The sequence below is a fragment of the Pannonibacter sp. genome (assembly GCF_051860505.1).
Lineage (GTDB): Bacteria > Pseudomonadota > Alphaproteobacteria > Rhizobiales > Stappiaceae > Pannonibacter.
Map to the genome: position 1 here is coordinate 103,673 of NZ_JBHYDX010000001.1, position 25,623 is coordinate 129,295.

Consider the following 25,623-nt stretch of genomic DNA (forward strand, 5'->3'; position numbering starts at 1 on the left):
GCCTACTGCGGCAATGGTGCCAAGGGCCTTGCGGTCTTGGCGAGATCGACTAGGCCGATGAAAGCCGCCCGGTGGCCGGCGCTGTCCTCGCCCCTTGCGGTGCGGGCCAGGGCCACCACGTCGTCCAGCGTGTAGTCCTTCGTGAAGCGGCCACCCTTCAGAATGTCGCCGAAGGCCGCAACCGCAGTGGCAAAGCGGAAATCCGCATCGGCCGCCTCGAAGCTGTCAACGGCCACCGCCTGCGTCACCGGCTGCTCGATCAGCTTGCTCTCGTTTTCACCGGGCGTCTTGTAGCGGATACGCAGGAACGCCAGCTCATCCGAGGAACCGGCCGGCGCTGCAGGCGGCGTCACCTGATAGCGCAGGGGCTCGGTCAGGCCACCGGTCACGCTCGCGGGCGTGAATTCATACAGCGCCGTCACCGTGTGACCGGCCCCGATATCCCCGGCATCCACCTTGTCGTTGCTGAAGTCCTCCTGGCGCAGGGCGCGGGTTTCATAGCCGATCAGCCGGTAGTCCTTCACTTCGGCCGGGTTGAATTCGACCTGCAGTTTGACGTCGCTTGCCACCGTAAAGAGGGTCGCGCCGACTTCCTCCACCAGCACCTTGCGGGCCTCAGTCAGGCTGTCGATATAGGCGGCATTGCCATTGCCGTTCTGCGCCAGCGCCTGCATCAGCTCGTCATTGTAGTTGCCCTGGCCAAAGCCCAGCACCGACAGGGTCACGCCGCTCGCCCGCTGCCGTTCGACGAAGGCCTTCAGATCGGCGACTTCGGTGAAGCCGACGTTGAAGTCGCCGTCGGTCGCCAGGATTACCCGGCTGACGCTGCCGTCCGTCTTGCCGGCTTCCGCCAGCGCATAGGCCTGGCGCAGGCCTTCGCCGCCCGCCGTGGAACCGCCGGCGTCCAGACGCTCCAGCGCGGCTAGGATCTTCGCTCCCTCTTTGGCCTGTGTCGGCTCCAGCACCGTTCCCGCGCTGCCGGCATAGGCGACAATCGCCACCGTGTCCTCCGGCTTCAGCGTCGTCAGCAGCAGTCGGAAAGCGTTCTTCAGGAGCGGCAGCTTGTCGGGTGCATTCATCGACCCGGACGTGTCGATCAGGAACACCAGATGCGCCGGCGGCATCGCGCCGCGATCCGGCACGGCCGTCTTCAGCCCGATGCGCAACAGCCGCGTGTCCTTGTTCCAGGGCGTCGGTGCGATCGACAGGCTGGTGGCAAAGGGGGCTGCGTCCTTCGCCGGCACCGGATAGTCATAGCTGAAATAATTGATCAGTTCCTCGGTCCGGATGGCATGGGGCAGGGGCAGAACCCCGTCCATCAGCGCCGCGCGCATCACGCCATAGGAGACCGTGTCTACATCGGCTGAAAAGGTCGAGACTGGATTATCGGCCACCCGTTTGACCGGATTGTCATCGGCCTTCGGAAACCGGTCGCGGCCCTGGTCCGCGGAGGCAACGCCCGGCACCGCTACGGCCGGCTTGCTCATCTTGGCGGCACTCGGCATGGCCATCGGGGCCATTGTCCCACCGGGAGCCGGCATCAGCGCCGGGGCAATCGGTGCCGGTTGCGGCAGGGCGTCGGCCACAGCAGCTGGAGCCTCCTCGGCCAGCCTCGCCCTGTCCTGCGCCACCAGGGGCTGGGTTGCATTCTTTGCCAATTCTGTCTTTTCGCTCGCCTGCGGCATCTCCGCATCGCCAGAGGTGTCGCGCAAGGTCTCCTGCCAGGGCGCAAGCTGCACCGTCAGGGCAATCGCGGCGAGGCCAACGCCTGCGCCGGCAACGCCCGGCCATATGGATCTGCGGCGCGGTGCATTCGGTTCTGTGGTCATGCCAAGCATCCTTCCAAGTTGGTCTGTCCAGTTCCTGCCCCAACTTGTCTGACGCCGTGGCGCTGCCGCTTCTTGGCTGGCCTGTGAAATTTTCTGCTGCTGATCAAAGGCGGCCATCGCTGCGCCAAGTGCACGTGCCCTCGCTGCCGGGTCGGCGGCCGGTGGCGTCGTCTCAAGCGCCTGTCTGGCCTCGTCCAGTTCATCACGCATGATCGCGCTCCTTCAGGGCTTTCAGTTTCTGCCGCAGGTCCGACAATCGCCAGGAGATCGTGCCCTGCGACACCGCCAGCACCTCTGCCGCTTCTGCGTGTGTCATGTTCTCGCCCAGCACCAGCAGCGCGGTCGCCCGCAGCGGATCGCCGATTTCGTCCAGTGCTGCCATCAGCCAGGCATGGGCTGCTGCAGCCGCATTGGCCTCCGCCTGTGTGCCGGCCTGGCTGCGCGCGTAGTCCGCGTCCCGGGCGAGGGAGCGGGATTGCCCGCGTCGCCGGTCTGCCGCCGCATTCAGGGCCAGCCGGTACAGCCAGGTGGTGAAACGGGCCTCGCCCCGAAAGCTTTTCAGCCGTGCGGGCAGGGTGGTGAGGATGTCCTGCGTCAGGTCCTCCGCCTCGGCCTTGGCACCGCAGAACCGCCAGGCCAGGCGGTACAGCCGGTCATAGTGACGCTCCGCCAACAGGCGAAAGGCCTCGCGGTCGCCCTGTCCGGCCCTAAGGGCAAGGTCTTCATCGCTGGTTACGGCATCCATCAGGCGTCCACAGTGTTTCCGGAGTGTCTCCGTCCGGGGGATCTGTCCTTAAGACGCCGCCGGATGGCCAAAGCTTGGCCCGGCTGGTGTGTTTTTTCAAAGGCTCGATGGGATTGATGCGAAAGGCGTGAACTTGCCCGCACAACATCCTATATTGCGTTCCAATCCGACCCGACCTATCGCGGTGCGAATCGAACCGGACCCTCCGCCGGCGTCGCCCCCACTGACAGGACCTTGCGCTCATGACCACTGCCGCACCCGAACCAACCAAGCAGATCCCGGTCACCGTGCTGACCGGCTATCTCGGTGCCGGAAAGACCACACTGCTCAACCGGATCCTCTCCGAAAATCATGGCCAGCGCTACGCCGTCATCGTCAATGAATTTGGCGAGATCGGCATCGACAATGATCTGCTCGTCGAGTCCGACGAGGAAATCTTTGAGATGAACAACGGCTGCATCTGCTGCACCGTGCGCGGCGACCTGATCCGCACCGTGCAGAACCTGATGAAGCGCCGTGGCAGCTTCGATGCCATCATCGTCGAGACCACCGGCGTTGCCGATCCGGCCCCGGTGGCCCAGACCTTCTTCATGGATGACGACGTGCGCGCCGCCTCGCGCCTCGATGCGGTGGTCGCCGTCGTCGATGCCCGCCACGTGCTGCAGCGCCTCGCAGATACCCGCGAGGCCGAGGACCAGATCGCCTTTGCCGACGTGATCCTCCTCAACAAGACCGACCTCGTGTCGCCGGAGGAACTCGCCGCCGTCGAGGCCCGGATCCACAAGATCAACCCTTATGCCGTGCGTCACCGCACCGAGCGCTGCGCCATCGACATCGCCAAGGTGCTGGATCGCGGCGCCTTTGACCTCGACCGCATCCTGTCGCTTGATCCTCAGTTTCTCAACACCGGTCATGGTCACGACCACCATCATGACCACGACCACGCGCACGATCACCACCACCATGATCACGACCATGCCTGCGGCCCCGACTGCACGCATGACCATCATCACCACCATGACCACGATCACGGGCATCACGCGCATGAACATGATCACGAACATGATCACAACCATGATCACGTCTGCGGCCCGGACTGCGACCACGACCATCACCACCACCATGACGATCCGCATTCTGTCCGCAGCATTTCTCTGCGCGCCGGCGAACTGGATCCGGACACCTTCTTCCCCTGGATCAACCGCGTGACCCAGGAAGACGGCGCCAAGATCCTGCGTCTCAAGGGCATCCTGGCCTTCAAGGATGACGCGCAGCGCTACGTGCTGCAGGGTGTGCACATGATCGTCGAGGGCGATCACCAGCGCGACTGGAAGGAAGGCGAGCCGCATGAAAGCCGCCTGGTCTTCATCGGCCGAGAGCTGGACTTCGACGCCTTGAAGCAGGGCTTCGCCGCCTGCGCGGTCTGACGGGAGAATTCGACGTGACGACGCTTGCTGCGGCTGACGTCTCGGGCTTCGTTGTCCGGGCCGGCTTTCTCAAGGACACGCCCTATTTCGCCCTCGGCGGCGGCGAGGTCGTGTTTCTTGCTGGGACCCAGATACACGTTCCCGCCCATTCCGGCGGCCTGCTGGCGGCGGACGAACGCCCGGACGGCTCGGGTCTGGTCACTGGCGGCGATGATGGCCGCGTGGTCGAGGTCAAGGTGGACGGGTCCGTCTCGGTCCTGTCTGAACGTCCGCGCAAGTGGATCGACCTGGTTGCCTGCGGTCCTTCCGGGGCTGTCGCCTTCGCCAGCGGCCGCACGGCTTATGTCCGGCTGGCGGATAGCACGGAGAAGGAATTTGCTCATGCCCGCGCCGTCGGTGGCCTTGCCTTCGCGCCCAAGGGCCTGCGCCTGGCCGTGGCCCGCTACGACGGGGTGACCCTGTGGTGGGTCAACACGCAAGGCGCGCCGCAGCAGCTCGACTGGCCCGGGGCGCATCATGCCATCACTGTCTCGCCGGATGGCAAGTTTGTCGTCACCACCATGCAGGAAAACGCCCTGCATGGCTGGCGGCTGTCGGATGGCCAGGACATGCGCATGACAGGTTATCCCGGCAAGGTGAAGTCGTTCAGCTGGTCGGCCAAGGGCAAGTTTCTTGCCACGTCCGGCGCCAATGCCGCGATTGTCTGGCCCTTCTCCGGCAAGACCGGCCCGATGGGGCAGTCTCCGCTGCAGCTCGGAACCCGTTCCGACATGCTGGTCAGCATGGTCGCCTGCCATCCCAAGGAAGAGGTCGTTGCCGTCGGCTATCAGGACGGCATGATCCTGCTGTGCCGCTTTGCCGACAATGCCGAGGTGCTGATGCGCCGTCCGGGCAAGGCACCGGTGTCGACGCTGGCCTGGGACCGGGACGGTTTGCGGCTTGCCTTTGGCACCGAGGACGGGGAAGCTGGCGTCATCGCGCTGGAGTGAGGAGACCGCCATGCTCGCCAGACCCATTGCGCTTGCCGTCGGCATTCTGGCGGGTGTGACCTCCTCGCAGTTGCCCGAGTTTGCGCAGCAATATCGCCAGCGCCTCGGCGGGGCCATCGATGCCCTGCAGCAGGTCATGGCGGTCACGGCCGAGGATGCGGCCCGCAACGGGCTGGATGTCGATGGGGCGCTGGCCCGTCTGAAAGGCAGCAGCGATCCGCTCGTGGCCGCCCAGGGGCGCTCGCTCGAGGAAATGCGCGAAAAGCTGGCCAACATGCGCGCCCAACGTGATGCCTTTGCGCAGTCCGACGAGTTCGGGCGGCTCGTTCTCTTCCTGACATCCGCCGACCCGGATGTGGTCCGGGGCACCTATGAGGACTTCGAACCGGCAGTGCCGGCAACGGCGGAAGGCATTGTCACGGCCCTTCTTGGCGGGTTGGCCGGCGTTGGCCTTCTGCGCCTGATCGGCGCCTTCCTGCGCGGTCTCTGGCGCGTTCTGGTGCCACGTCCGCATTGACGCACTGGCGCCAAATATTCATTTCTGACGGGAGAAGCAGATGGACACCATAACCTCATCCGGAGGCATGGTCGTTGCCCCGCATATGGCAGCGGCACGGGCCGGGGCGGACATTCTCGCTGATGGCGGGTCGGCAGTCGAGGCGATGATCGCCGCTGCGGCGACCATTGCGGTTGTCTACCCGCACATGAACGGCATCGGCGGCGACGGCTTCTGGCTCATTGCTGCCCCTGGGCAGGACCCCAAGGTGATCGAGGCCTGCGGTCCGGCAGGATCCGGGGCAACGATTGCAGCCTACAACCGTGCCGGCCACGGCACGGTGCCAACGCGCGGTCCGCTTGCCGCGCTCACGGTTGCCGGCACGGTCGGCGGCTGGCAGAAAGCCTATGAGGCCGCCGCCAGCCTCGGTGGCCGCATGCCGCGCCGCGAGCTGATGCAGGCAGCCATCGCCCACGCCAAGGACGGTATTGCCGTCTCGAGAAGCCAGGCGCATCTGACGGCGGAAAAGCTGACCGAACTCGAAACCCAGCCGGGCTTTGCCTCCGTGTTCCTGAAGGACGGCAAGGCGCCGGAGGCCGGTGACGTGATCCGCCAGGAGCGGCTGGCCGACACGCTGGATCATCTCGCCATTGCCGGCTTTGACGACTTCTATCGCGGCGACGTTGGCGCCTCGATTGCTGATGATCTGGAACGCATCGGTGCCCCGGTCACCAAGGCCGATCTGGAGCGTTATGAAGCCCGCATCCGCCATGCCCTGAAGCTGCAGACCCGTGCCGGCACGATCTTCAACGCCCCGCCACCGACGCAGGGGCTCGCCTCGCTGTTGATCCTCGGCCTCTACGACCGGCTCAACGTTCCGGCCCGCGAGGGCTTCCCGATGTTGCATGGCCTCGTCGAGGCGACGAAGCGGGCTTTCCTGGTTCGGGATCGCGTGGTCACCGATCCAGACCGCCTGCCGGAACCTCCGTCACGCTTTCTGGACCCGGACTGGCTTGGGGCGGAGGCGGCGCGGATCTCCATGTCCGAGGCGCTGGGCTGGCCGGTCAAGTCGGCGCTCGGCGACACGATCTGGATGGGCGCCGTCGATGCCCGGGGCTGCGCCGTCTCCTTCATCCAGTCGGTCTATTGGGAATTCGGCTCCGGGTGCCTGCTGCCGAAGTCCGGTATCCTCTGGCAGAATCGCGGTGCCAGCTTCTCGCTGCACCCGGAAGCACTCAATGCCCTGGAGCCTGGACGCCTGCCGTTCCACACGCTCAACCCGGCAATGGCTCGCCTGTCCGACGGCCGTCTGGTCACCTATGGCACCATGGGCGGGGAGGGGCAGCCGCAGACCCAGGCCGCCATCTTCACCCGCGCCATTCTCAACGGTATGCCGGTGGGCGAAGCGATCGATGCCCCGCGCTGGCTGCTCGGTCGCACCTGGGGCGATGCAACGACGGCGCTGCGTCTGGAAGCGCGGTTCGATCCCGATCTCATTCGCCAGCTGGAGCGCGCCGGCCACGAGGTGGTGGTGCTTGGCGAGGATTATTCCGATACGATGGGCCATGCGGGCATGATCATCCGCAACGCGCGGGGCGGGCTGGAAGGCGCACACGACCCGCGCGCGGACGGCGGCGCGGCGACGGCCTGAAGACGACCTGAACGGGCAAGGGAGACGAGGCAATGGACGCCATCACGCGCATGCGCTGCTTCATCCAGGTGGTGGACAGCAACGGCTTTTCCGCCGCAGCCCGGGAAATGGGCCGCTCGAAGGCGCTTGTCTCAAAATACATCGGCGAGTTGGAGGACGAACTGGGCGTGCGGCTCCTCAACCGCACCACACGCCAGATCTCGCTGACCGAGGTTGGCGAGGCGTACTACAAGGAAGCCTCCGATATCCTGCAGCGCATTGACGACCTGCAGGCCTCGGTCCAATCCACCCATCATGAGGCGCGGGGCCGCCTGCGTGTGTCTGCGCCACGCTCGATGGGCGATGGCCTCATCAACCGGGCAATCATGGAGTTTCTGGTCGCCGAGCCCGAGATCACCATTGATCTGCGCCTCGATGACCGCTTCGTCGATCTGGTGGAAGAAGGCTTCGACGTCGCGATCCGCGTCACGGATCTGGAGGATTCGAGCCTCATCGCCCGCAAAGTCGCGCCCTTCAGCACGGTGGTCTGCGCCACTCCGGCGGTGCTCGAGCGCTATGGCCAGCCACAGCACCCGAGTGACCTGGCCGGCAAGCCCTGCATCGTCGACACGAACTACCGTCACAAGACCAACTGGCATTTCGCCGAGAACGGCAGCCGTTTCGCCGTGCCCGTGCGCGGACGCATCGAGGTCAACAGTGCGTCTGCCGCCCGTGATGCCGCGATCTGCGATCTCGGTTTCCTGCGAACGCCGCGCATGTTCGTGCACCAGGACCTCAAGGATGGCCGCCTGGTCCCCGTGCTGGAGGGCTTTGATCACGACGGCCCCGCGATCTATGCGGTCTATCCCCACCGCCGCCACCTCTCCGGCAAGGTGCGCTCCTTCGTCGACTTCCTCGCCGCCTGGTTCGGTGAGCGCCGGAAGGCCGGCGAAATGTGCTGAGGCTGACAACCGGCAGCATGGCGTGTAGGCTACAGTGCAGAGAGGTGCGACGTGACGGCACAGGTTCACAATGGCAAGGCCATTGAAGCGCTACTGAGCAGATTGCTTGCGACGGGCCGCTATGCAACGGCAGACGATGCGTTGCTTGCAGGTCTCACCTTGCTTGCCGAGCGGGAGCTGCTGCGCAGCGCAATTCAGGATGGCATTGCCAGCGGATCAGGCATTCCTGCCGACGAGGTCTTCACCCGTCTCAAAAGGAAATATGCGAGCTCCGGCAGCGGACCGCAGTCTTGAATCTGGAGTTTTCGCCTGCAGCTGCGGGTGACCTCGAGCAAATTGCCGATCAGATCGCTTTGGACAACCCTGCACGTGCTTTGCAGTTTGTCGATCAGGTTGAGGCCCTTTGCCGAAGCTTGACAGATTTTCCTTTTCGCGCTGCGGAGCGGAGCGATATTTCGCCTGGTTTGCGCCTGAAACCTTTCGGGCTTTATTTGGTCGCCTATAGGGTCCTGCCAAATCGACTGCGTATCGAACGTATTCTGCATGGCGCACGCGATTTGCCGGCCCTCTTTGCAGACTCTGGCGGCAATCGCGATCTCTGAGCGTCCCCCTCCCGCCAGCCGTCCGGCAAGCGGGAGGAGATCAGATCAGCGACCGGCTGCGGCGAGACGTTCTTCTGCCATCCGGTCGGCGATGCGCTCCGGGGTCACGTTCTCGTCTCTGGCGCGTTCGAAGATGCGGGTCAATGTTGCGCCGATAGCCAGGGTCTTGTCCCGCACCAGCAGGTCATCACCGCCCGGACGGGCGAGGGCGATGGAGATGACGCCGCCGGCGTTGATCGCGTAGTCCGGGGCATAGAGAATGCCACGGGCTTTCAGGGCTTCGCCATCGGACGGCGTTGCCAGCTGGTTGTTGGCAGCGCCTGCAACGATCGCCGCGCGGATGGCCGGAATGGTGGTGGCGTTAAGCCCGGCGCCGAGTGCGCAAGGGGCGAAGACATCCGCTTCCACCGCATGCGCTTCGCCTGGGTCGACTGCGATTGCGTCAAAGGCCGCCACGGCACGATCCACCGCCGGAGCATGAATGTCCGATACGATCAACCGGGCGCCTGCGGCGTGCAACTGGCTGGCCAGATCGAAGCCGACATGGCCGAGGCCCTGGACCGAGACAGTGCGGCCGGCCAGATCGTCGCTGCCGAAGACATGGGCCAGCGCGGCGCGGATGCCAGCGAAGACGCCGAGTGCAGTATAGGGCGACGGGTCGCCAAGCCCCGTGCGGGCCGTGCCACGCACATGATCGGTGCAGTCTGCGACGGCTTCCATGTCAGCCGGGGACACGCCCACGTCCTCGGCGGTGATGTAGGAGCCGTTCATCCGCTCCACGTGCCGGCCAAAGGCGCGCATCAGGTCAGCGGTCTTGTCCCGGCGCGGATCGGCAATGATCACCGCCTTGCCGCCACCCAGATCCAGGCCCGCGAGGGCGTTCTTGTAGGTCATCCCGCGCGACAACCGCAGGGCATCGGTCAGGGCTTCGCCCGCGCTGGCATAAGGCCAGACGCGGCAGCCGCCGAGTGCAGGTCCGAGGCGCGTGTCATGAACGCACAGGATTGCCTTCAGGCCGGTGTCCCGGTCATGGGCGAACACCACCTGTTCATGGGCGTCGAATTCGGGATGGTCAAAGGCCGCGCCGGCAACAAGGGCAGCGGGACGGGTTACGGCATTCATCGGCACTCTCGCGTCCAGAGGGGAAATGCGTGCCGAAAATTGCCGGTTTCGAAGGGAAATAGGTGATCAATCTTCCGAAAATTTTCGGATTATCGGGAAATTTTTCCCTCTTAATCGCAGTTTAGGGCAGAAAGCTGCGTTGCTTCCTGTTGCGTTGCGGAACGCATTTGTCACAGCCATGTTCCTGCCGCCTTCTGGCATCATGCCAGTGTGGCAGAATCACCCAGGTCTGTCTGCGAACGTCCCTGATCCCCAGAGCTTGAGCCGGTTCCTCGATGCGTGCTTTCTCCGTCTTCGCCTTTCGGAACATGTCTGCCTCGCGCCTGGTCCTGAGAACCTGCGGTTTCCGGATCTGTACCGCCGTTGTTCTGGCTCTTCTGCTGGGACTGTCGGCAACGCCGCTTTCGGCGCATCCGCATATTTTCGTCGAAGCCCGGTCGAAGCTTGTCATCGATGCCTCCGGCAAGGCTGCGGCTGTCGAGCATGTCTTCCGCTTCGACGATGCCTATTCGGCCTTCGCCATCCAGGGCTTTGATGCGGATGGCGATGGCCGTTTCAGCCGCGACGAGCTGGCGGAACTGGCCAAGGTCAATATCGAGAGCATGGAGGAGTTCGGCTACTTCACCTTCGGCGACAATGGCCGGCTCGAACTCGACTTCACCATGCCGCAGACCTACTGGCTTGAGGTGGTCGATGTCCCGCTCGATGACTACTGGGCGATGAAGCCGGAAGATATCGAGGCGATCCGGCAGGACAGCCTCCGCCTCGGGACCCAGATGCCCGAGACCGCACGGCTGCTGGAGCTGCATTTCGTCCTGCCGCTGAAGGATCCGAGCGATCTTGATGCCGCGATCACGCTCGATGTCTATGACCCGACCTACTACGTCGATTTCCGGTTTTCCCGTGCGGATGGAGCCTTGGGGGTGACGGGAGGGCCAGGCAACTGCCGGGTCGAGCGCCGGGATCCACCATCGCTGGACGCCCAGACGGCCGCGGCCCTCGCCGCGATTGGTCCCGAGCAGCGCGACCTGCCGCCGGAGTTGGAACAGGCCGCCGCGCAGCTCGTCAACCAGATGATTGTTACCTGCGGCGATGTCGTTGCTGCCGCCCCGTCGGCCCCGTTCCCACCGGTGACCCCACTCAACCGGCAGCCGGCGGACACAGGGTCAGCTTCGTCGGGGCTTGCCGTCGGCGTCGAGACGCCAGCCAGCCCCGCTTCGCCGGGTGGCTCCGTGTCGCTGCTGTCCAGCTTCTTTGGTCATATCGCCCTGATGCAGAGCGAGTTCTACCAGAAGCTCGTCGCAGCCCTGCGGGCGTTCCGCACCAATCCGGAGGCAGCCTGGCTGCTGGCCGGGATATCATTCCTGTATGGCATCTTCCACGCAGCCGGTCCCGGCCACGGCAAGGCGATTATCTCCTCCTACGTGCTGGCGAGCGGCGACACCCTGCGCAAGGGGGTTATCCTGTCCTTCGTTTCAGCCTTCGCCCAGGCCTTGACCGCGATCCTGCTGGTCGGCGGGGCGGCGTGGATCTTCAACTTTACCTCGCTGGCGCTGCAGGAGACGGTGAAGAGCTTCGAGACGCTGTCCTATGCGCTGGTTACCGGCCTCGGTATCTGGCTGGTCTATGCCAAGGCGATCCGGCCGTATCTGGTAGAGCGCCGGGCAGCTGCGGCCACAGATCATGTGCATGTTGCCGGGGTGGATGGCTCCTGCGATGCCTGCGGCCATGTTCATGCTCCCAGCCCGGCGATGCTGGCCGAACCGCTGACCCCGGCGCGGGCGGCTTCCATCATTCTCGCCATCGGTCTCAGGCCCTGTTCGGGTGCGCTGATCGTTCTGGTCTTTGCCCTGTCGCAGGGCATGGTGCTGGCCGGCATTGCCTCGACCCTTGCCATGGCGCTGGGCACCGGCATCACGGTCGCCCTGCTGGCGCTTCTGGCTGTCGGTGCCAAGGGGCTCGCCGCCCGTCTCGCCGGCAGCGAAGGCGTCTGGCCGGACCGGATCCACCGCGGCATCGAGATCCTGGCGGCGCTGATGGTTTTCGTGATCGGCGGCACCCTCTTGATCGCCAACCTGGGCTGGGCGTGAGGCCTGTCGCGCCGGCTTTAACCCAGCTTCTGGTCGCGATACCGGGCAACGTCGGCGCCGAAGGCCGCGAAGATCTTCTGCGACGGCTGATCGCAGGCAACCCAGTATTCGGGATGCCACTGGGTTCCGAGCGCAAAAGACTTTGCGCCTTCTACGGACACCGCTTCGATGGTGCCGTCTTCGGCAACGGCCTCGACCGTCAGCTTGCGGCCCAGTTCGCCAAGGGCCTGGCGATGCAGTGAATTGACCTCGATCGTCGTATCGCCGACCGCGCCATGCAACTGGCCCCCGGCGCGCACGTCGATCGGATGGGAAATGGCGAAGCGTTCTTCCTGGCGTTCGGACACCGGGGCGCGGTGGTCCTTGCGGCCTTCCAGCTCCTGGATTTCGGTCAGAAGCGTGCCGCCAAGCGCCACGTTCAGCTCCTGCATGCCACGGCAGATGGCGAGCACGGGAATGCCACGTTCCAGGGCCCGGCGCAGCAAGGGCAGCGAGGTGGCGTCCCGGTCCGGGTCATAGGGCCCGTTGGCCTCACTGGCCTCGCCGCCATAGAGATCCGGGTTGACGTTGGAGCGCGAGCCGGTTGCCAGCACCCCGTCGACCCGGTCCAGCACCGCATCCAGATCGATGGCGCCGCCCAGCGACGGCAGGATCAGCGGGATGGCGTTGGCGCCGTTCAGCGCCGCTTCGAGATAAGTGGAAGGCGCGGCGTGCCAGCGATAGCCGTCAATCGGCTTGACGTCGGCGGTGACGAGAACAACGGATTTCAACATGGGACGGCAAGGCTCTTGCAGGTGACGCGGCACTCAACGGCGGATGACATGCGACCCTGCCACGAACCGGTGCTGCCGCCAAGGGGGCAGGGAAGGCCGGATTCAGGCAGCAGTCGCCGCTGTCAGTTCAGCATAGGTAGTCTGGATGTCGATGGGGCCTTGCTGGTTGGTGGCAAACTGCTGCAAATCGTAATCTGTCTGCATGTTGAGCCAGTACTGCGGCGAGGTCTCGAAGAAGCGGGCCAGCCGCATCGCAGTATCCACGGTCATTGCCGTTTCGCCTTTGAGCAGCCGTTCTATCCGGGTGCGCGGAAGATTGAGCAGGCGAGCGAGCTTTCCCGCGCTCAATCCAGCCGGATCGAGGTAGAGATCCTTCAGCAAGACGCCGGGATGAAAGGCTGGAGCTGCAATTCGCATGCTTTCAGGTCCTGAGGTCAATGATAGTCACACACTTCGACAAGATCCGGGCCAGCGTCGGTCCAGATAAAACAGATCCGCCACTGATCGTTGATCGACAGCGAGTATTGTCCTTGTCGATCGCCCGTCAGTTTATGCAGCCGGTTGCCAGGCGGCAGCCGCAGGTCGTCCACTTGTGTCGCGGCATTGAGTGCCGCTAGCAGTTTTTGCGTTCGAAGAACCAGATCCGGCGGAAACCCCTTCCCAACTTTACCCAGGGCGATGCTTTCGGTCAGCCTGTCCCGGTATCCCTGGATCACGTCGGTCCCGCATGTTGCCGAAGGGTCATCCGAAGACGGCAGGCCGCTGCCCACCGCGTCTGTATCATGCCACGATACAAACTTATGTCAACACCGTCAGACCAGCTGCAGTTCCTGCGCGATGCGGTAGAGATGGGCGGCGTTGCCGCTGCCGGCCTTGTCGCGGATGTTGAGGCGGTGCGATTCTACCGTGCGCACGCTGATCCCGAGCGCCTGGGCGATTTCCTTGTTGGTCTGGCCGCGCGCCACCCCCTGCAGGACTTCCCGCTCGCGTTCCGTGAGGCCATAGGGATCGCTGGCCGGGGCTGCCGGCTGCCGGCTTTCCATCAGGCTTGGACCGACGCGGGACGAGAAATAATACCCGCCATTGGCGACGGCGAGGATCGCGTTGATCATTTCCTTGGCCGAAATGTCCTTCAGCAGATAGCCCCGCGCGCCGGCCTGCATCACGCCGCGCACATATTCCGGGTTGTCGTAGATCGACAGGATCAGCACGCTGATCTGCGGAAACCGGCGGCGAATTTCTGCCGTGGCCTGCAGGCCGTTCATTTCCGGCATGGAGATGTCCATCAGCAGGATATCGGGCTTCAGGGCTTCCGCCATCTGCAGTGCCTGGCGGCCGTCGGTGGCCTCGCCGACGATTTCCAGCGGTGCGACGCCTTCCAGCCTTGCCCTTATTCCGGCGCGTACGAGTTCATGGTCATCTGCCAGCAGCAGGCGGACGGGTCGGTTTGGATCGCGGTGTGTCATTGTCAGTGTCCCGTCTCAGGCCGCCGTTTCGGCCAGGATGTCCTCTGCGGGTCCGAGTGGCATCGACACCCGGATCAAGGTTCCGCGCAGCGGCATGCGCGACATCGTCATCGTGCCCCCATGGGCTTCAATCCGCTCCAGCATGTTGCGGATGCCGAGGCCGCCGCCGGCGTTGACGGGCAGGAGAATCCCGACGCCATCGTCCTCGATCGTCAGCGACAGGGTCTCGATGCCGGCTTTCAGGTTGATGCTCACTTCCTCGGCGCGGGCGTGGCGGGCGACATTGGTCAAGGCCTCCTGCACCACCCGGTAGAGCGCCGTCTTGGCCTTGTCGCTGAGCCGCCTGCGGCACCGGTCGGCCGAAATCCGCACCTTGATGCCGGATTGCGCCTCAAAATCCTTGGCAAGGCTGACGAGGGCGGCCGACAGGCCCATGTCGTCCAGGACACTTGGCCGCAGGTCCTTCGAGATCCGCCGCACTTCGGAAATCGCATCATCGAGGATGCGCAGACAGCGTTCCGCCTGTTGCTGCAGCGGCACCTGGGATCCGGCGCGGGAGTGGATCATCTCGATGCCATAACGCACGGAAACAAGCAGCTGCGAGATGCTGTCATGCAGTTCGCTCGAGACGCGCTTGCGCTCCTGTTCCTGCACGTCGACGATGCGGTTGGTGAGGTCCTTCAGCTTGCTGTCGGCGAATTTCTGTTCGGAGAAACTGACGGTCGCCACGGCCGTGAGGCTGAGCAGGATTGCGATCATGGTGATGAGAAAGATCACAAGCAGGGTCTGGCGCACATTCGCGGTAAAATCGGCCCGCACCATCGCCACTTCGCTGGCGATATCGTCGATATAGACGCCTGTGCCCAGCATCCAGCCCCATTTTTCCAGCATCACCGCATAGCCGAGCTTTTCCGCGTCGCCGCTGGCGCTCGGCTTGTTCCAGACATAGCGGTGGAAGGCGCCGCCTGCTTCTGCTGCGGCCATCAGGTTGCGGATGACATAGTCGCCTTCCGGGTCCTGCAGGTCCCACCATTTCTTGCCGATCAGATGCGGCAGCTTCGGATGCACCAGGTTGGTTCCGTCGCGGCTGTAGACGAAGAAATAGCCATCGTCACCGAAGCTGATCTCGGTCAGCATGCGCTTGACCTCGGCCTGCGCGGCCTCTCGGCCCTCCGGTTCCTGGTCGATCTGGCCCTTTATCGAGGTCAGCACCAGCTCGACGATGTTCTGGATTTCCTGACGCTTGGAGGCAAGGATCCGTTGTTCGACCGCGCGTGTCTGCTCCTCGATCAGGCGCGAGGCTTGCAGAAAAGTGATGCCGCCGATCAGCAGCGACACGGCCACCAGTGGCAGGACCGTGATCAGGAACAGTTTTGTCTTGAATGGCACGTCTTGCCCTCTTTCCCTTGCCGTTCCTTGCGATGTTGAGGCGTCTAACGCAGCAAATTTTGCGCGGCTTCCGTACTACTACTGAGAGACTGCGCAGAAACACGACTAGCGCCTCCATCCAATGATCACCTAGACACAAGTGCTGATCGGTGCAACTGTTGGCCCCGATGTATCAAGGTCCATATCTGGGAGGATAAAGCATGGATCGTCGTTCGTTTATCAAGACTGCTGGCCTTGGCGCTGGTGGTGCCGTCGCTGCGACTGCTCTCGCAGCTCCGGCCATCGCGCAGTCGACCACCGACATGGTGATCGTCTCGACCTGGCCGCGTGACATGCCGGGTCTCGGCGTTTCCGCTCAGCGTCTTGCAGCGCGCATCGAAACCCTGACCGAAGGCCGCATCAAGGTCCAGTATTTCGCTGCTGGCGAACGTGTTGGCGCCTTTGACGCTTTCGACGAAGTGGCCTCGGGCAATGCACAGGCCTATATCGGCGCCGACTACTACTGGAAGGGCAAACACCCGGCCTGGTCGTATTTCACCGCCGTTCCGTTCGGCCTGACCTACGCCGAGATCGATGCCTGGATCAAGGTTGGTGGCGGCCAGCAGCTCTGGGACGAGCTGGCTGACGGCTTCGGCCTCAAGAACTTCAACGCTGGCAACACCGGCGTGCAGATGGGCGGCTGGTTCAACAAGGAAATCGAGACCGCTGACGACCTTAAGGGTCTGAAGATGCGTATCCCGGGCCTTGGCGGCGACGTCATGGCCAAGCTGGGCGCGTCTCCGGTGGCTCTGCCGGGCGGCCAGATCTACGAAAACCTGGTGTCTGGCGCCGTCGATGCCACTGAGTGGGTCGGTCCGTGGAACGACTACTTCATGAAGTTCTACGAAGCTGCCAAGTACTACTACTATCCGGGCATGCATGAGCCGGGCTCGATGCTGGCGCTGGGCTGCAACAAGGCCTGGTTCTCCAAGCTGTCGAAGATCGACCAGATGATCATCGAAGCCGCCTGCAATGAAGAAAACGCTTTCTCCATGGCTGAAGCCAACGGCTTCAACGGTGCGTATCTCGACAAGCTCATCAACGAGCATGGCGTGGTGCTGAAGCAGTTCTCCGACGAGGTCTATGACGCGTTCGGTGATGCCTCGGCTGCCGTGTTCGAGGAAACCATCCAGCATTCCGACCTTGCCAAGCGCACCCACGAAAGCTTCGTCAAGGCGCGTTCGGAAGTCGGCCGCTGGATGCTTCTCGCCGACACCGGCTACACCGTCCAGCGCAACCGCGTGCTGGGCATCAAGGTCTGATGCGCTGCAACGGCGTTTGATCTGACCGGGGACGGGGGAAACCCCCGTCCCCTTCTTGGTTGTAACGGTGAATAGACGAGGCGCTCGACGATGACGTCCTTGAATCCGGTTCAAGGCGCCGCAGCTGATGATGCGCGTGCGCTGGAAGCCCGAACTGGTGGTGTTGTAGCCATCCGGCTGTTCGGTTGGATCAATCTGGCGGTCATGGCCGCCTTCCTGATCAACAATTATCTCACCTACTGGCTGGGTTTTCCTGGGCCCGGAACTGGGTCGGTGGCAGCGCAGATGCAACTCGGTCTTTATGCCCTGCTGGGGCTTCTGGCTGTTGCCTATGTGCTCCGCCCCGGCGCGCCGGGGCTGCGTCCTGACAGCGAGCGGATCAGCAACTTCAATGCCTTTTTAATCCGTTGGGCATTCTGGTCAGTGGTTATTGTCGGCGTTGTTGATACAACGATTTCCTTCCTCCGTGTCGAGGGGATGCTCGAGGCGTTGATTGGCAGTCAGCTGACATCCGATCTCGGGCGGCCGCAGTTTCGCGGTGCCTATGTCCACATGCCGCTGATTGCCGCGTCGATCCTGCTGGCCGCTGTGACCCGCACCTTGGGGTTCTTCTGGCTGGCGCTGCTGGTCGTTGTGTCGCAGCTTCTGATCGTGCTCGGACGCTTCGTGTTCTCCTATGAACAGGCGTTTCTGTCGGATCTAGTGCGGTTCTGGTATGCGGCGCTGTTCCTGTTCGCCTCGGCCTATACCCTGCTTGAGGAAGGCCATGTGCGCGTCGACGTGCTTTATGCCAGCTTCGGGCAGAGCGCCAAGGGCTTTGCCAATGCCTTCGGTGCCATCGCCTTCGGCATGGTGTTCTGCTGGACCATTCTCTACTTCGGTCTCGGGTCAAAGCAGTCGATCATCAACAGCCCGATGCTTGCCTATGAAACCACCCAGGCCGGCTTTGGCCTGTATGTGAAGTATCTGATGGCGGGCTTCCTCGGCGTCTTTGCCGTAACCATGATGATCCAGTTCGTCAGTTATCTGTTTGCCGCCGTCGCGGACATGCGCGGCGAGCCCGGTGGCCGTGACCTGTCCGGCTCCATCAAGCACTGACCCAGCAGGATTTGCACCCATGGAACTGTTTTTCCTTCTTCTGCTGATCGTCCTGATGGCTGCAGCACTCGGCTCCGGCTTCCCGGTTGCCTTTGCCTTGCCCGGATCGGCGATCATTGCCATCGGCCTTGCCGCGGGCGCAGGCTATCTGTTCGCCGGCAACACGGATGCCTATTTCGCCCACGGCGGCCCGAGCCAGTGGCTCAGCGCCGGTGTGACCAACTTCCGCGGCATCTACTGGGAGGCGGAGCGAGATACGCTCATCGCCATTCCCCTGTTCATCTTCATGGGCATCATGCTGCAGCGGTCGAAGATCGCCGAAGACCTTCTGATCACCATGGCCCGCCTGTTCGGGCCGGTTCCGGGTGGTCTGGGCATTTCGGTTATCCTCGTGGGTGCCTTGCTGGCGGCCACCACCGGCATCGTCGGCGCCACGGTTGTGGCCATGGGCCTCATCTCGCTGCCGGCCATGATGCGCAACAATTACTCTGTGCCGCTGGCCACGGGGACGATTGCCGCTTCCGGCACCCTCGGCCAGATCATTCCGCCGTCCATCGTACTGATCATTCTGGCGGATCAGTTGTCGTCCAGCGTCGATCAGGCGGGCAATATCCGGCAGGCGCTGTATCGGGAAGCCAATGGCGCCGGTCAGATGCCTTCGGATCTTGCCATCGCCTCGACCAGCGCGGGCGAATTGTTCCTTGGCGCGATTCTGCCCGGCCTTCTTCTGGTCGGGCTGTATGTGTTGTTCATGCTCGGCTTTGCGCTCATCAACCCCAAGGCCGCTCCGGCTGTGCGGGGCCAGGGCAAGATGGACCGGCAGTTCCTGTTCCAGGTTTTCATCACGCTTGTTCCGCCGCTTGCCCTGATCGTTCTGGTGCTCGGTTCGATCATGGCTGGTGTCGCAACCGTGAACCAGGCGGGTGCCGTCGGGGCTATCGGTGCCATGATCATGGCCGGCTACCGGTTGCAGGACGGCAAGGGAAAGGGCGTCTACACCCCAGCGATTATTGCCATTCTGGCGCTGCTGGGCATTGCGGTTGCCGTCAGTTTCTACGACACAAACATCAAGCGCGTGATGTCCGGTGGCGATTTCACCGGCGTGATCCTTGGTGCCATCGCCGTGTTGACGCTTGCCTTTGCCATTGTCTGGAGTGGCTGGCGTACGATGGTGACGGACAACACGCTGCGTGAGGTGATGATCGAGACCGCCAAGGGCTCCTGCCTGGTGTTCATCATCCTGATCGGCGCCGCCATGCTGACGTCCGCTTTCCGCGCCTTTGGCGGCGAGGATCTGGTCAAGGACTTCCTGCAAGGGCTCCCTGGTGGGTTCTGGGCCCAGTTCTTCATGGTCATGCTGGTCGTTTTCATCCTCGGCTTCTTCCTCGATTTCATCGAGATTGCCGTGGTGGTGGTGCCGATCGTCGCGCCGATCCTGCTGGCTGACCCGTCTGCGAATGTCACGGCTGTATGGCTTGGCGTGATGTTCGGCCTCAACCTGCAGACGTCCTTCCTGACCCCGCCCTTCGGCTTTGCGCTGTTCTACTTGCGCGGTGTTGCACCGGCCGTGGTGAAGACGCTCCAGATCTACAAGGGTGTGTTGGCTTTCATTGCCATTCAGTTGCTTGCCCTGCTGATTGTCGGGTTCAATCCGCAGATCGTCAACTATCTGCCGAACCGGTCTTCCCTTCTCTCGGAAACCGCACCGCCGCCGAAGAACCCACGCCTGCAGTACTGCATCGAGACTTACACCAGCCAGCAGTTCCGCCAGCGTGGGACGGAGATTGCCGGTGCGATCAGCCGTATGCAGAGCGTAGATGTCGGCTATCTTCCGGCTGATCTGCAGAAGGAACTTCAGTCTGGTCTGCAGAACTCGGAAAAGGTGATCCAGCAGATGGCCGAGATCGACGCAGCAGTCGCAGCGGTCGAAGCGGCCGCGGTCAGCTATCGTCCGTTGCTGATCCAGGTGCGTGCCATTGAACGCGATGCCCGCAAGATCGAAGCGGAAATCGATGAACTCGAAGTGGTTGTCTCCCGCGCCGGGCCGACCGGCATCTATTCCGCCGAACGGGGAGAGGAAGCCAAAGAAGAGATCCGCGAACTGCAGGCCACTCTGGATGCGCTGCGGGCTCGTATCCCTGCGTCCTGGGATGCGCTTCACACGGACTTTGCCAAGAGCCAGGAGGCGGAAAACAAGGCGCGTTTGGCCTATCGGCGCCTGGCGGACAATGCGGCGGAACCTGTCACGAAGGTGACGGGCGTGCTGCAGGCCGCTCCGGCGCTTCAGGAGATGGAGGCAAGGTTTACGGCGTTGCAGGATGCAATCCTGTCCAAGCCGCTTGCTGAAGTTCTTGAACAGATCGACCTGCTGCGCAGTGATATTTCGGCTCTTGAAGGCACGGCAGAGATCCGCAAGGGCCTCAACGAGGCGCGCAAGATCATGCGCTCCAGCGCGCCGGATGCCCAGGCGGCCGTCGCCGAACTCGACAAGTCCATTGCCGAGCTGAAGGAAGATCTGGTCTGGCGTCAGCGCGGCTTTGACGAGCTGCTGCCGCAGATCACCGCCTACCAGGCCGTGACAAACGGCACGATCGGCCTGCGCCAGCTGCCACGTCTTCCGCGTGAGGTGGCCCTGGCTCTGGCGCCTTGTCTGTCCAACCATCGGGATGTTTCTCTGAACTTCTGATGCGGGGCACTTGACCTGACGGCGGCGGGCGGGACTGATGGTCTCCCCGCCGCCTGTCGTTTGACCGAAGGAACGCCATTCATGCTGAGGGTCGCACGTGCCCTGTCGGGCCTCAATCGGGCCGTTGGCCAGTCCATATCCTGGCTGATGCTGGCCATCGTGCTGGTGCAGTTTGCCGTGGTGATCCTGCGCTATGTCTTCGGCACCGGCTCGATCTGGGTGCAGGAAGCCATTGTCTATATGTTCGGCTTCCTGTTCCTCATGTCCGCTGGCTATGCGCTGGCGCTTGATGGCCATGTCCGGGTCGATATCTTCTACCGGGATGCTGCGCCGCGGACGAAGGCGCTCGTCGATCTGGCCGGGGCGATCCTGTTTCTCCTGCCCATGTGTGCCGTGATCCTCTGGTATTCCTGGCCCTTCGTGCAGATGTCCTGGATGATCGGCGAAGGGTCGCGCGAGACATCCGGCCTGCCGGCGCTCTATGTGCTGAAGGCCGCGATCCTCCTCTATGCCGGGCTGCTGGCGCTGCAGGGGATTGCGCTCCTGCTGCGCTGCCTTGCCGCGCTGACGGGCAACCGCGAAGCGCTCGCCTCCTTCCCCTCGCACAAGAGCTGAGCCCGTCCCGATGGAACTCGTTGCCTTTCTCGACGTGCTGATGTTTGCCGCAGCGGTCGTCTGCCTGATGGCCGGTTTCCCGGTTGCCTTCACCCTGGCCGGTGTCGCGCTGATCTTTGCCCTGCTCGGCTCGTTCGCCGGCGCGTCCCTGTCGCTCGGGGCAATTCCGCTGCGCATCTTCGGCATCATGACCAACGAGACGCTGCTGGCCGTGCCGTTGTTCGTCTTCATGGGCGTGATGCTGGAACGCTCGCGCGTCGCCGAGGATCTGCTGGAAACCATGGCCAAGCTGTTCGGCAAGATGCCCGGCGGCCTCGGGCTCTCCGTCTTTCTCGTCGGCGGCCTGCTGGCGGCGTCAACGGGCATCGTCGGTGCGACGGTGGTGACGATGGGGCTCCTGTCCCTGCCGGTGATGCTGCGCAACGGCTACAATCCGCGCCTGGCTACCGGCTCCATTGCCGCTTCCGGCACGCTCGGCCAGATCATTCCGCCATCCATCGTTCTCGTGTTTCTGGCCGACCAGCTCTCCAACGCCTATCAGACGGCGCAGCGGTCGCTTGGCAACTGGTCACCGGATCCGTTTTCCGTCGGCGATCTGTTTGCCGCCGCCCTGTTTCCTGGGCTTGGCCTCGTCGGCCTCTATATCCTCTACCAGCTGGCGGTTGCTTTCCTCCGCCCGCAGGATGCGCCGCCGATGAAAATGGCCGAGGGTGAGCGGGTGTCGCTGTCGGATGTCGTCCGGGTGCTGGTGCCGCCGTTGGTGCTGATCGTGGCCGTGCTTGGCTCGATCCTTGGCGGCGTTGCCACCCCGACGGAAGCTGCGGCCGTCGGCGCAATCGGCGCCGCGCTGCTGGCGGCGCAGCGGGCGGACGTTCTCCGCCCCTGGCCGGTCTATGTGGCGGCGCTGTGCCTGCTGGCAGCGCTTGTCCTGTCGCGCTTGTTCGACCTCCGTGTCGCCCGGCTCGAAATCCCGGCAGCGGACTGGGTCGCGATCACAGCTGCAGCTGCCTTGACCCTCGCCGGGGCGGCCGCCCTCGTGGTGTGCCTCTTCAGGGTCAGGCGCGGCGGCATCTTGACGGATGTGCTGCGGTCCTCGACGCAGATCACCGCGATGGTCTTCACCATCATGATCGGCGCGACGTTCTTCTCGCTGGTGTTTCGGGATCTGGGCGGCGACGAGTTGGTCCATTCGCTGCTGAAGGACCTGCCGGGCGGTGCCGTCGGTGCGATCCTGGTGGTCATGCTGGTGATGTTCGTGATGGGCTTCTTTCTCGACTTCCTCGAGATCGTCTTCATCGTGGTTCCGCTGGTTGCCCCTGTCCTGCTGCAACTGCCCATGCCCGATGGTTCGCCGATGCATCCGGCCTGGCTCGGCGTGATGATGGCTGTGAACCTGCAGACATCCTTCCTGACGCCGCCTTTCGGTTTCGCCCTGTTCTATCTGCGCGGCGTGGCGCCGCCGGAAGTCAGAAGCTCGGACATCTACCGGGGCGTGATCCCCTTCGTCCTGATGCAGCTCGCCATGCTGACGATCCTGTGGTTTTTCCCCGCGCTCGCCACCTGGCTGCCGAAGGCGATCTACGGCTGAGCGGCCTCAGCTCCAGTCCACGGCAGACGTCAGCATGTAGCCAGAGCCATAGATGGTGCGAATCAGCGGGGTGCCGCCTTCGCCGGAAAGCTTCTTGCGCAGGCGCGACACCCGTACGTCGATGGAGCGGTCGAGGCTTTCGTCCCGGCCGCCGTGCTCCAGCAGGTAATCTCGCGACAGCACCCGTTTGGGCGCCTTGAGCAGCGCCTCCAGAAGCGTCGCCTCGCCGGTGGACAGAAAGCTTTCCTCGCCATCCGGGCTGACCAAGCGGTGCGAGGACGGGTCGAAGACATGACCGGAAAACCGGGCCACGCGCACGGCATCTGCAGGCTTTGGCCTGTCTGCAGCGCGGCGCAGCACCGAGCGCAGCCGGGCGACGACCTCGCGCGGGTCGAATGGCTTGACGACATAGTCATCCGCCCCCAGTTCCAGCCCCATCACCCGGTCGGAGGAATGGCTGCGGGCGGACAGGACCAGGATCGGCACGAAAGTCCGGCGGCGGATCTCGTTGATCAGCACCATGCCTTCCATGTCGGGCAGGCCGAGATCGATCAGGCAGGCCTCCGGCACCTGCCGGTCCAGCGCTTTCAACATGTCGTCGGCGCGGGCAAAGCTCTCGGTCCGGAAACCGAACTGTGCCAGCGTGTCGGAAAGAAGCGCACAGATCGCTGCCTCGTCATCGACGACATAGACTAGGCCGATCATGGGGGGGGCGACCATGGGGGCTCCGCTCGCGGGGGACTGGCTCATGGGGTCACGATGGCTTTCAGGGTTTCCGCCAGCCGCCGGCTGTCGAAGGGTTTGGCAATGACCGGAAAGGCGGTCTCTCCCCCCGCTTCACCGGTGTCGGCATAACCGGTCATCAGGGCGATGCCGATGTCCGGCCGTGTTGCCCGCACCGCCCGAGCCAGCGCCAGTCCGTTCATCTGACCGGGCATAACGATGTCGCTCAGCATGGCGCGGATCTCGCTCACGTCCCGCGCCAGGTCGAGGGCATCTGCGGCTCCTTCGGCGGTGAGCGCAGTGTAGCCGAGATCCTCGATCTGCCGTGCGACGGTTTCGGCAACGGCAGGGTCGTCCTCCACCAGCAGCACCAGTTCCCCCGCGCCGAGGGGCAGGGGGCCTTGCGCATCGGCCTGCCGTGCGAACACTTCAACCTTGTCCAGGCGCGCCGGCAACAGCAGGATCACTGATGTTCCTTCGCCGGGCGCCGATTCGATCCGCACCGAGCCTCGCGCCTGTTTCGCCAGCCCATAGACCATGGAGAGGCCCAGGCCCGAGCCGGTCCCGAAGGGCTTGGTCGTGAAGAACGGCTCGAACACGCGCATGCGTGTGGTGTCATCCATGCCGAGGCCGCTGTCACGCACCACGATGCGGGCATAGGTGCCCGGTGTCACGCCTGCGCTGGCAGCGTGTTTCGGGGTCAGCACCTGTGGTGTCAGGCTGACGCCGATGTCGCCGCCATCGGGCAGGGCGTCTCGGGCATTGAAGACAAGGTTCACCAGCGCCGTTTCAAGCTGCGAAGGATCAAGCCGCGCCGTCAGTGTTTCAAGGCAAGGCGCGAAGCTCAGGCGAATGCCGGCAGGTAGGGACCCGGCCAGCAAGGTCGCTGTGTTCGCAAGCACAGTGTTCAGCGACGTCTCGACGAGATCCTGGGCCTTGCCGCGGCTGAAGGCCAGCAGGCGGCGTGTCAAGTCGGCGCCGCGTTGCGCGGCCTGCAGCATGGGCGCCAGATGCGCCTCCACATCCTCGGCCGACACGGCTTGCCCCTTGCGTTTCAGGCTGAGCAGGTTGCCCATCAGGATGGCGAGGAGATTGTTGAAGTCATGCGCCAGTCCGCCGGTCAGCTGACCGACTGCATCCATGCGCTGCGATTGCACCAGCGCAGCTTCCGAGCGCTTCTGGTCGCTGGCATCCAGCGACAGGACGAAGATGCCCAGCGTCCGCCCGTCCGTTGTCATGTCCGGGATCAGGGTTGACCGCATGTAGGCCAGCTCGCCGTCCGGCTTGGCGCGGCTGTATTCATAGGACACCGCGTTGCCCTCGAAGGCCCATTCGATATAGGGGCGGATCTCGGCATAGAGCTCCGGTCCGAGAACCTCCGCCGGCGACCGTCCGGTGATCGAGGCGACGGACTGCCCGAACCAGTCAGCGTAGCGTCGGTTGGCAAAGCGGAACACGGGGCCTGAGCCGACATAGGCAATCAGCGCCGGTACGTTGTCGGTGACCAGCCGCAGCCAGTCCTCGCTCTGGCGCAGCGCCCGCGTGCGCTCCTCCACCGTGCGTTCCAGCTTCTCCTGGCGTCGCCGCTCGGCAGTGATGTCTGTGTAGGTGGTGACGAAGCCCCCCTGCGGCAGCGGTGTGCCGCTGACGGCGATGATCTGGCCGTTGGGTCGCATCCGCTCGAAGTAATGCGGTTCGAATTTCGCCGCCCGCTCCAGCCGGCGCTGGATTTTTCCCTCGATGTCTCCGGGGCCGTACTCACCGCGTTCGGCGTTCACCCGCAGAAATTCTTCGAGGTGCGTGCCGCGCTGCGCCAGCGATTGCGGGAAATCGAGCATTTCCCAAAGGCCGCGATTCCAGGCCGCCAGCCGCAGGTTGACGTCAAACACGGAGAAGCCCTGGCTGACATGGTCAAGGGCCGCCTGCATCAGATCAATCAGGGCTTGCTGGGACGAGGGCTCGCTCATTCTCCGACTTTAGGCAAGGCGCGTTCGATGCGCCAGTCACCCAATGCGCCAGTCACCCAAGCGGCGGACTGCCCGATGTTGCCGCATTCGAACCGTCGCCATGATGTTGCCCTGCAACAGAAAGA

The 25,623-nt window shown here is 63.8% G+C and carries 23 protein-coding genes; 13 read left to right on the plus strand and 10 right to left on the minus strand.

Going from position 1 to position 25,623, the window contains the following annotated elements; translation table 11 throughout:
* Nucleotides 1–2: 2 nt before the first annotated feature.
* On the minus strand, nucleotides 3–1,829 hold the full coding sequence (locus tag ACTIFE_RS00460) for a YfbK domain-containing protein (RefSeq protein WP_439527197.1): 1,827 nt from the start codon (nucleotides 1,827–1,829) through the stop codon (nucleotides 3–5).
* Nucleotides 1,830–2,031: 202 nt separating this feature from the next.
* Nucleotides 2,032–2,574, minus strand: a complete 543-nt coding sequence (locus ACTIFE_RS00465; RefSeq protein ID WP_439527198.1) for an RNA polymerase sigma factor — start codon at nucleotides 2,572–2,574, stop codon at nucleotides 2,032–2,034.
* 242 nt (nucleotides 2,575–2,816) lie between these two features.
* Between ACTIFE_RS00465 and ACTIFE_RS00470 the strand changes: the two genes are divergently transcribed.
* From ACTIFE_RS00470 to ACTIFE_RS00500, 7 genes are read left to right on the plus strand one after another with little or no spacing between them, the layout of a single operon-like run.
* Entirely contained in the window at nucleotides 2,817–4,001 is a 1,185-nt protein-coding gene (locus ACTIFE_RS00470) for a CobW family GTP-binding protein (RefSeq protein WP_439527199.1), read from the plus strand.
* 14 nt (nucleotides 4,002–4,015) lie between these two features.
* On the plus strand, nucleotides 4,016–4,990 hold the full coding sequence (locus ACTIFE_RS00475; RefSeq protein WP_439527200.1) for a WD40 repeat domain-containing protein: 975 nt from the start codon (nucleotides 4,016–4,018) through the stop codon (nucleotides 4,988–4,990).
* A gap of 10 nt (nucleotides 4,991–5,000) precedes the next feature.
* Nucleotides 5,001–5,507, plus strand: coding sequence for a DUF2937 family protein (locus ACTIFE_RS00480; RefSeq protein WP_439527201.1), 507 nt, complete (start codon nucleotides 5,001–5,003; stop codon nucleotides 5,505–5,507).
* A gap of 40 nt (nucleotides 5,508–5,547) precedes the next feature.
* The gene (locus tag ACTIFE_RS00485; protein WP_439527202.1) at nucleotides 5,548–7,137 is read left to right on the plus strand and encodes a gamma-glutamyltransferase family protein; all 1,590 of its coding nucleotides are present in this window, start codon (nucleotides 5,548–5,550) and stop codon (nucleotides 7,135–7,137) included.
* Between the two features lie 32 nt (nucleotides 7,138–7,169).
* Nucleotides 7,170–8,078: a LysR family transcriptional regulator gene (locus tag ACTIFE_RS00490; RefSeq protein WP_439527203.1), complete on the plus strand. Its 909-nt coding sequence runs from the start codon at nucleotides 7,170–7,172 to the stop codon at nucleotides 8,076–8,078.
* A gap of 51 nt (nucleotides 8,079–8,129) precedes the next feature.
* Entirely contained in the window at nucleotides 8,130–8,372 is a 243-nt protein-coding gene (locus tag ACTIFE_RS00495) for a ribbon-helix-helix domain-containing protein (RefSeq protein WP_439527204.1), read from the plus strand.
* Complete coding sequence (locus tag ACTIFE_RS00500) at nucleotides 8,369–8,680, plus strand: type II toxin-antitoxin system RelE/ParE family toxin (protein ID WP_439527205.1); 312 nt, start codon at nucleotides 8,369–8,371, stop codon at nucleotides 8,678–8,680. The genes ACTIFE_RS00495 and ACTIFE_RS00500 overlap by 4 nt, the downstream gene beginning before the upstream one ends.
* A gap of 45 nt (nucleotides 8,681–8,725) precedes the next feature.
* Here ACTIFE_RS00500 and ACTIFE_RS00505 read toward each other — a convergent pair whose 3' ends face one another.
* Nucleotides 8,726–9,802 carry a Glu/Leu/Phe/Val dehydrogenase dimerization domain-containing protein gene (locus ACTIFE_RS00505; protein ID WP_439527206.1) on the minus strand — a complete coding sequence of 359 codons (1,077 nt, stop codon included), beginning with the start codon at nucleotides 9,800–9,802 and terminating at the stop codon, nucleotides 8,726–8,728.
* Nucleotides 9,803–10,077: 275 nt separating this feature from the next.
* On the opposite strand from ACTIFE_RS00505, the gene ACTIFE_RS00510 reads away from it, so the two are divergent.
* Nucleotides 10,078–11,892 (plus strand): DUF1007 family protein, encoded by a 1,815-nt coding sequence (locus tag ACTIFE_RS00510; RefSeq protein ID WP_439527207.1) that lies wholly within the window; start codon nucleotides 10,078–10,080, stop codon nucleotides 11,890–11,892.
* Nucleotides 11,893–11,909: 17 nt separating this feature from the next.
* Here ACTIFE_RS00510 and ACTIFE_RS00515 read toward each other — a convergent pair whose 3' ends face one another.
* From ACTIFE_RS00515 to ACTIFE_RS00535, 5 genes are all read right to left on the minus strand, one after another.
* Nucleotides 11,910–12,665, minus strand: coding sequence for a gamma-glutamyl-gamma-aminobutyrate hydrolase family protein (locus tag ACTIFE_RS00515; RefSeq protein ID WP_439527208.1), 756 nt, complete (start codon nucleotides 12,663–12,665; stop codon nucleotides 11,910–11,912).
* 102 nt (nucleotides 12,666–12,767) lie between these two features.
* On the minus strand, nucleotides 12,768–13,082 hold the full coding sequence (locus ACTIFE_RS00520) for a HigA family addiction module antitoxin (protein WP_439527209.1): 315 nt from the start codon (nucleotides 13,080–13,082) through the stop codon (nucleotides 12,768–12,770).
* Between the two features lie 17 nt (nucleotides 13,083–13,099).
* On the minus strand, nucleotides 13,100–13,381 hold the full coding sequence (locus tag ACTIFE_RS00525) for a type II toxin-antitoxin system RelE/ParE family toxin (protein WP_439527366.1): 282 nt from the start codon (nucleotides 13,379–13,381) through the stop codon (nucleotides 13,100–13,102).
* A gap of 96 nt (nucleotides 13,382–13,477) precedes the next feature.
* The gene (locus ACTIFE_RS00530; RefSeq protein WP_439527210.1) at nucleotides 13,478–14,131 is read right to left on the minus strand and encodes a response regulator transcription factor; all 654 of its coding nucleotides are present in this window, start codon (nucleotides 14,129–14,131) and stop codon (nucleotides 13,478–13,480) included.
* Nucleotides 14,132–14,146: 15 nt separating this feature from the next.
* The gene (locus ACTIFE_RS00535; RefSeq protein ID WP_439527211.1) at nucleotides 14,147–15,520 is read right to left on the minus strand and encodes a cache domain-containing protein; all 1,374 of its coding nucleotides are present in this window, start codon (nucleotides 15,518–15,520) and stop codon (nucleotides 14,147–14,149) included.
* A gap of 200 nt (nucleotides 15,521–15,720) precedes the next feature.
* Between ACTIFE_RS00535 and ACTIFE_RS00540 the strand changes: the two genes are divergently transcribed.
* The 5 genes from ACTIFE_RS00540 to ACTIFE_RS00560 all read left to right on the plus strand — a co-directional run bounded on the left by ACTIFE_RS00540 (nucleotide 15,721) and on the right by ACTIFE_RS00560 (nucleotide 22,808).
* Nucleotides 15,721–16,821: a TRAP transporter substrate-binding protein gene (locus ACTIFE_RS00540; protein WP_439527212.1), complete on the plus strand. Its 1,101-nt coding sequence runs from the start codon at nucleotides 15,721–15,723 to the stop codon at nucleotides 16,819–16,821.
* Between the two features lie 90 nt (nucleotides 16,822–16,911).
* Nucleotides 16,912–17,919, plus strand: a complete 1,008-nt coding sequence (locus tag ACTIFE_RS00545; protein WP_439527213.1) for a TRAP transporter small permease subunit — start codon at nucleotides 16,912–16,914, stop codon at nucleotides 17,917–17,919.
* Nucleotides 17,920–17,938: 19 nt separating this feature from the next.
* Entirely contained in the window at nucleotides 17,939–20,605 is a 2,667-nt protein-coding gene (locus ACTIFE_RS00550; RefSeq protein ID WP_439527214.1) for a TRAP transporter large permease subunit, read from the plus strand.
* A gap of 81 nt (nucleotides 20,606–20,686) precedes the next feature.
* Nucleotides 20,687–21,220 (plus strand): TRAP transporter small permease subunit, encoded by a 534-nt coding sequence (locus ACTIFE_RS00555; RefSeq protein ID WP_439527215.1) that lies wholly within the window; start codon nucleotides 20,687–20,689, stop codon nucleotides 21,218–21,220.
* Between the two features lie 10 nt (nucleotides 21,221–21,230).
* Nucleotides 21,231–22,808 carry a TRAP transporter large permease gene (locus ACTIFE_RS00560; RefSeq protein WP_439527216.1) on the plus strand — a complete coding sequence of 526 codons (1,578 nt, stop codon included), beginning with the start codon at nucleotides 21,231–21,233 and terminating at the stop codon, nucleotides 22,806–22,808.
* Nucleotides 22,809–22,814: 6 nt separating this feature from the next.
* Here ACTIFE_RS00560 and ACTIFE_RS00565 read toward each other — a convergent pair whose 3' ends face one another.
* Together ACTIFE_RS00565 and ACTIFE_RS00570 are read right to left on the minus strand one after the other, a co-directional pair.
* The gene (locus tag ACTIFE_RS00565) at nucleotides 22,815–23,528 is read right to left on the minus strand and encodes a response regulator transcription factor (RefSeq protein ID WP_439527217.1); all 714 of its coding nucleotides are present in this window, start codon (nucleotides 23,526–23,528) and stop codon (nucleotides 22,815–22,817) included.
* Nucleotides 23,529–23,554: 26 nt separating this feature from the next.
* The gene (locus ACTIFE_RS00570; RefSeq protein ID WP_439527218.1) at nucleotides 23,555–25,498 is read right to left on the minus strand and encodes a PAS-domain containing protein; all 1,944 of its coding nucleotides are present in this window, start codon (nucleotides 25,496–25,498) and stop codon (nucleotides 23,555–23,557) included.
* Between the last annotated feature and the right edge of the window lie 125 nt (nucleotides 25,499–25,623).

Coding starts and splice junctions, on each gene's coding strand:
- ACTIFE_RS00460 (WP_439527197.1), bottom strand. CDS start 1,829: ATGACCACAGAACCGAATGCACCGCGCCGCAGATCCATATGGCCGGGC.
- ACTIFE_RS00465 (WP_439527198.1), bottom strand. CDS start 2,574: ATGGATGCCGTAACCAGCGATGAAGACCTTGCCCTTAGGGCCGGACAG.
- ACTIFE_RS00470 (WP_439527199.1), top strand. CDS start 2,817: ATGACCACTGCCGCACCCGAACCAACCAAGCAGATCCCGGTCACCGTG.
- ACTIFE_RS00480 (WP_439527201.1), top strand. CDS start 5,001: ATGCTCGCCAGACCCATTGCGCTTGCCGTCGGCATTCTGGCGGGTGTG.
- ACTIFE_RS00485 (WP_439527202.1), top strand. CDS start 5,548: ATGGACACCATAACCTCATCCGGAGGCATGGTCGTTGCCCCGCATATG.
- ACTIFE_RS00490 (WP_439527203.1), top strand. CDS start 7,170: ATGGACGCCATCACGCGCATGCGCTGCTTCATCCAGGTGGTGGACAGC.
- ACTIFE_RS00505 (WP_439527206.1), bottom strand. CDS start 9,802: ATGAATGCCGTAACCCGTCCCGCTGCCCTTGTTGCCGGCGCGGCCTTT.
- ACTIFE_RS00510 (WP_439527207.1), top strand. CDS start 10,078: ATGCGTGCTTTCTCCGTCTTCGCCTTTCGGAACATGTCTGCCTCGCGC.
- ACTIFE_RS00515 (WP_439527208.1), bottom strand. CDS start 12,665: ATGTTGAAATCCGTTGTTCTCGTCACCGCCGACGTCAAGCCGATTGAC.
- ACTIFE_RS00520 (WP_439527209.1), bottom strand. CDS start 13,082: ATGCGAATTGCAGCTCCAGCCTTTCATCCCGGCGTCTTGCTGAAGGAT.
- ACTIFE_RS00530 (WP_439527210.1), bottom strand. CDS start 14,131: ATGACACACCGCGATCCAAACCGACCCGTCCGCCTGCTGCTGGCAGAT.
- ACTIFE_RS00540 (WP_439527212.1), top strand. CDS start 15,721: ATGGATCGTCGTTCGTTTATCAAGACTGCTGGCCTTGGCGCTGGTGGT.
- ACTIFE_RS00545 (WP_439527213.1), top strand. CDS start 16,912: ATGACGTCCTTGAATCCGGTTCAAGGCGCCGCAGCTGATGATGCGCGT.
- ACTIFE_RS00550 (WP_439527214.1), top strand. CDS start 17,939: ATGGAACTGTTTTTCCTTCTTCTGCTGATCGTCCTGATGGCTGCAGCA.
- ACTIFE_RS00555 (WP_439527215.1), top strand. CDS start 20,687: ATGCTGAGGGTCGCACGTGCCCTGTCGGGCCTCAATCGGGCCGTTGGC.
- ACTIFE_RS00560 (WP_439527216.1), top strand. CDS start 21,231: ATGGAACTCGTTGCCTTTCTCGACGTGCTGATGTTTGCCGCAGCGGTC.
- ACTIFE_RS00565 (WP_439527217.1), bottom strand. CDS start 23,528: ATGGTCGCCCCCCCCATGATCGGCCTAGTCTATGTCGTCGATGACGAG.
- ACTIFE_RS00570 (WP_439527218.1), bottom strand. CDS start 25,498: ATGAGCGAGCCCTCGTCCCAGCAAGCCCTGATTGATCTGATGCAGGCG.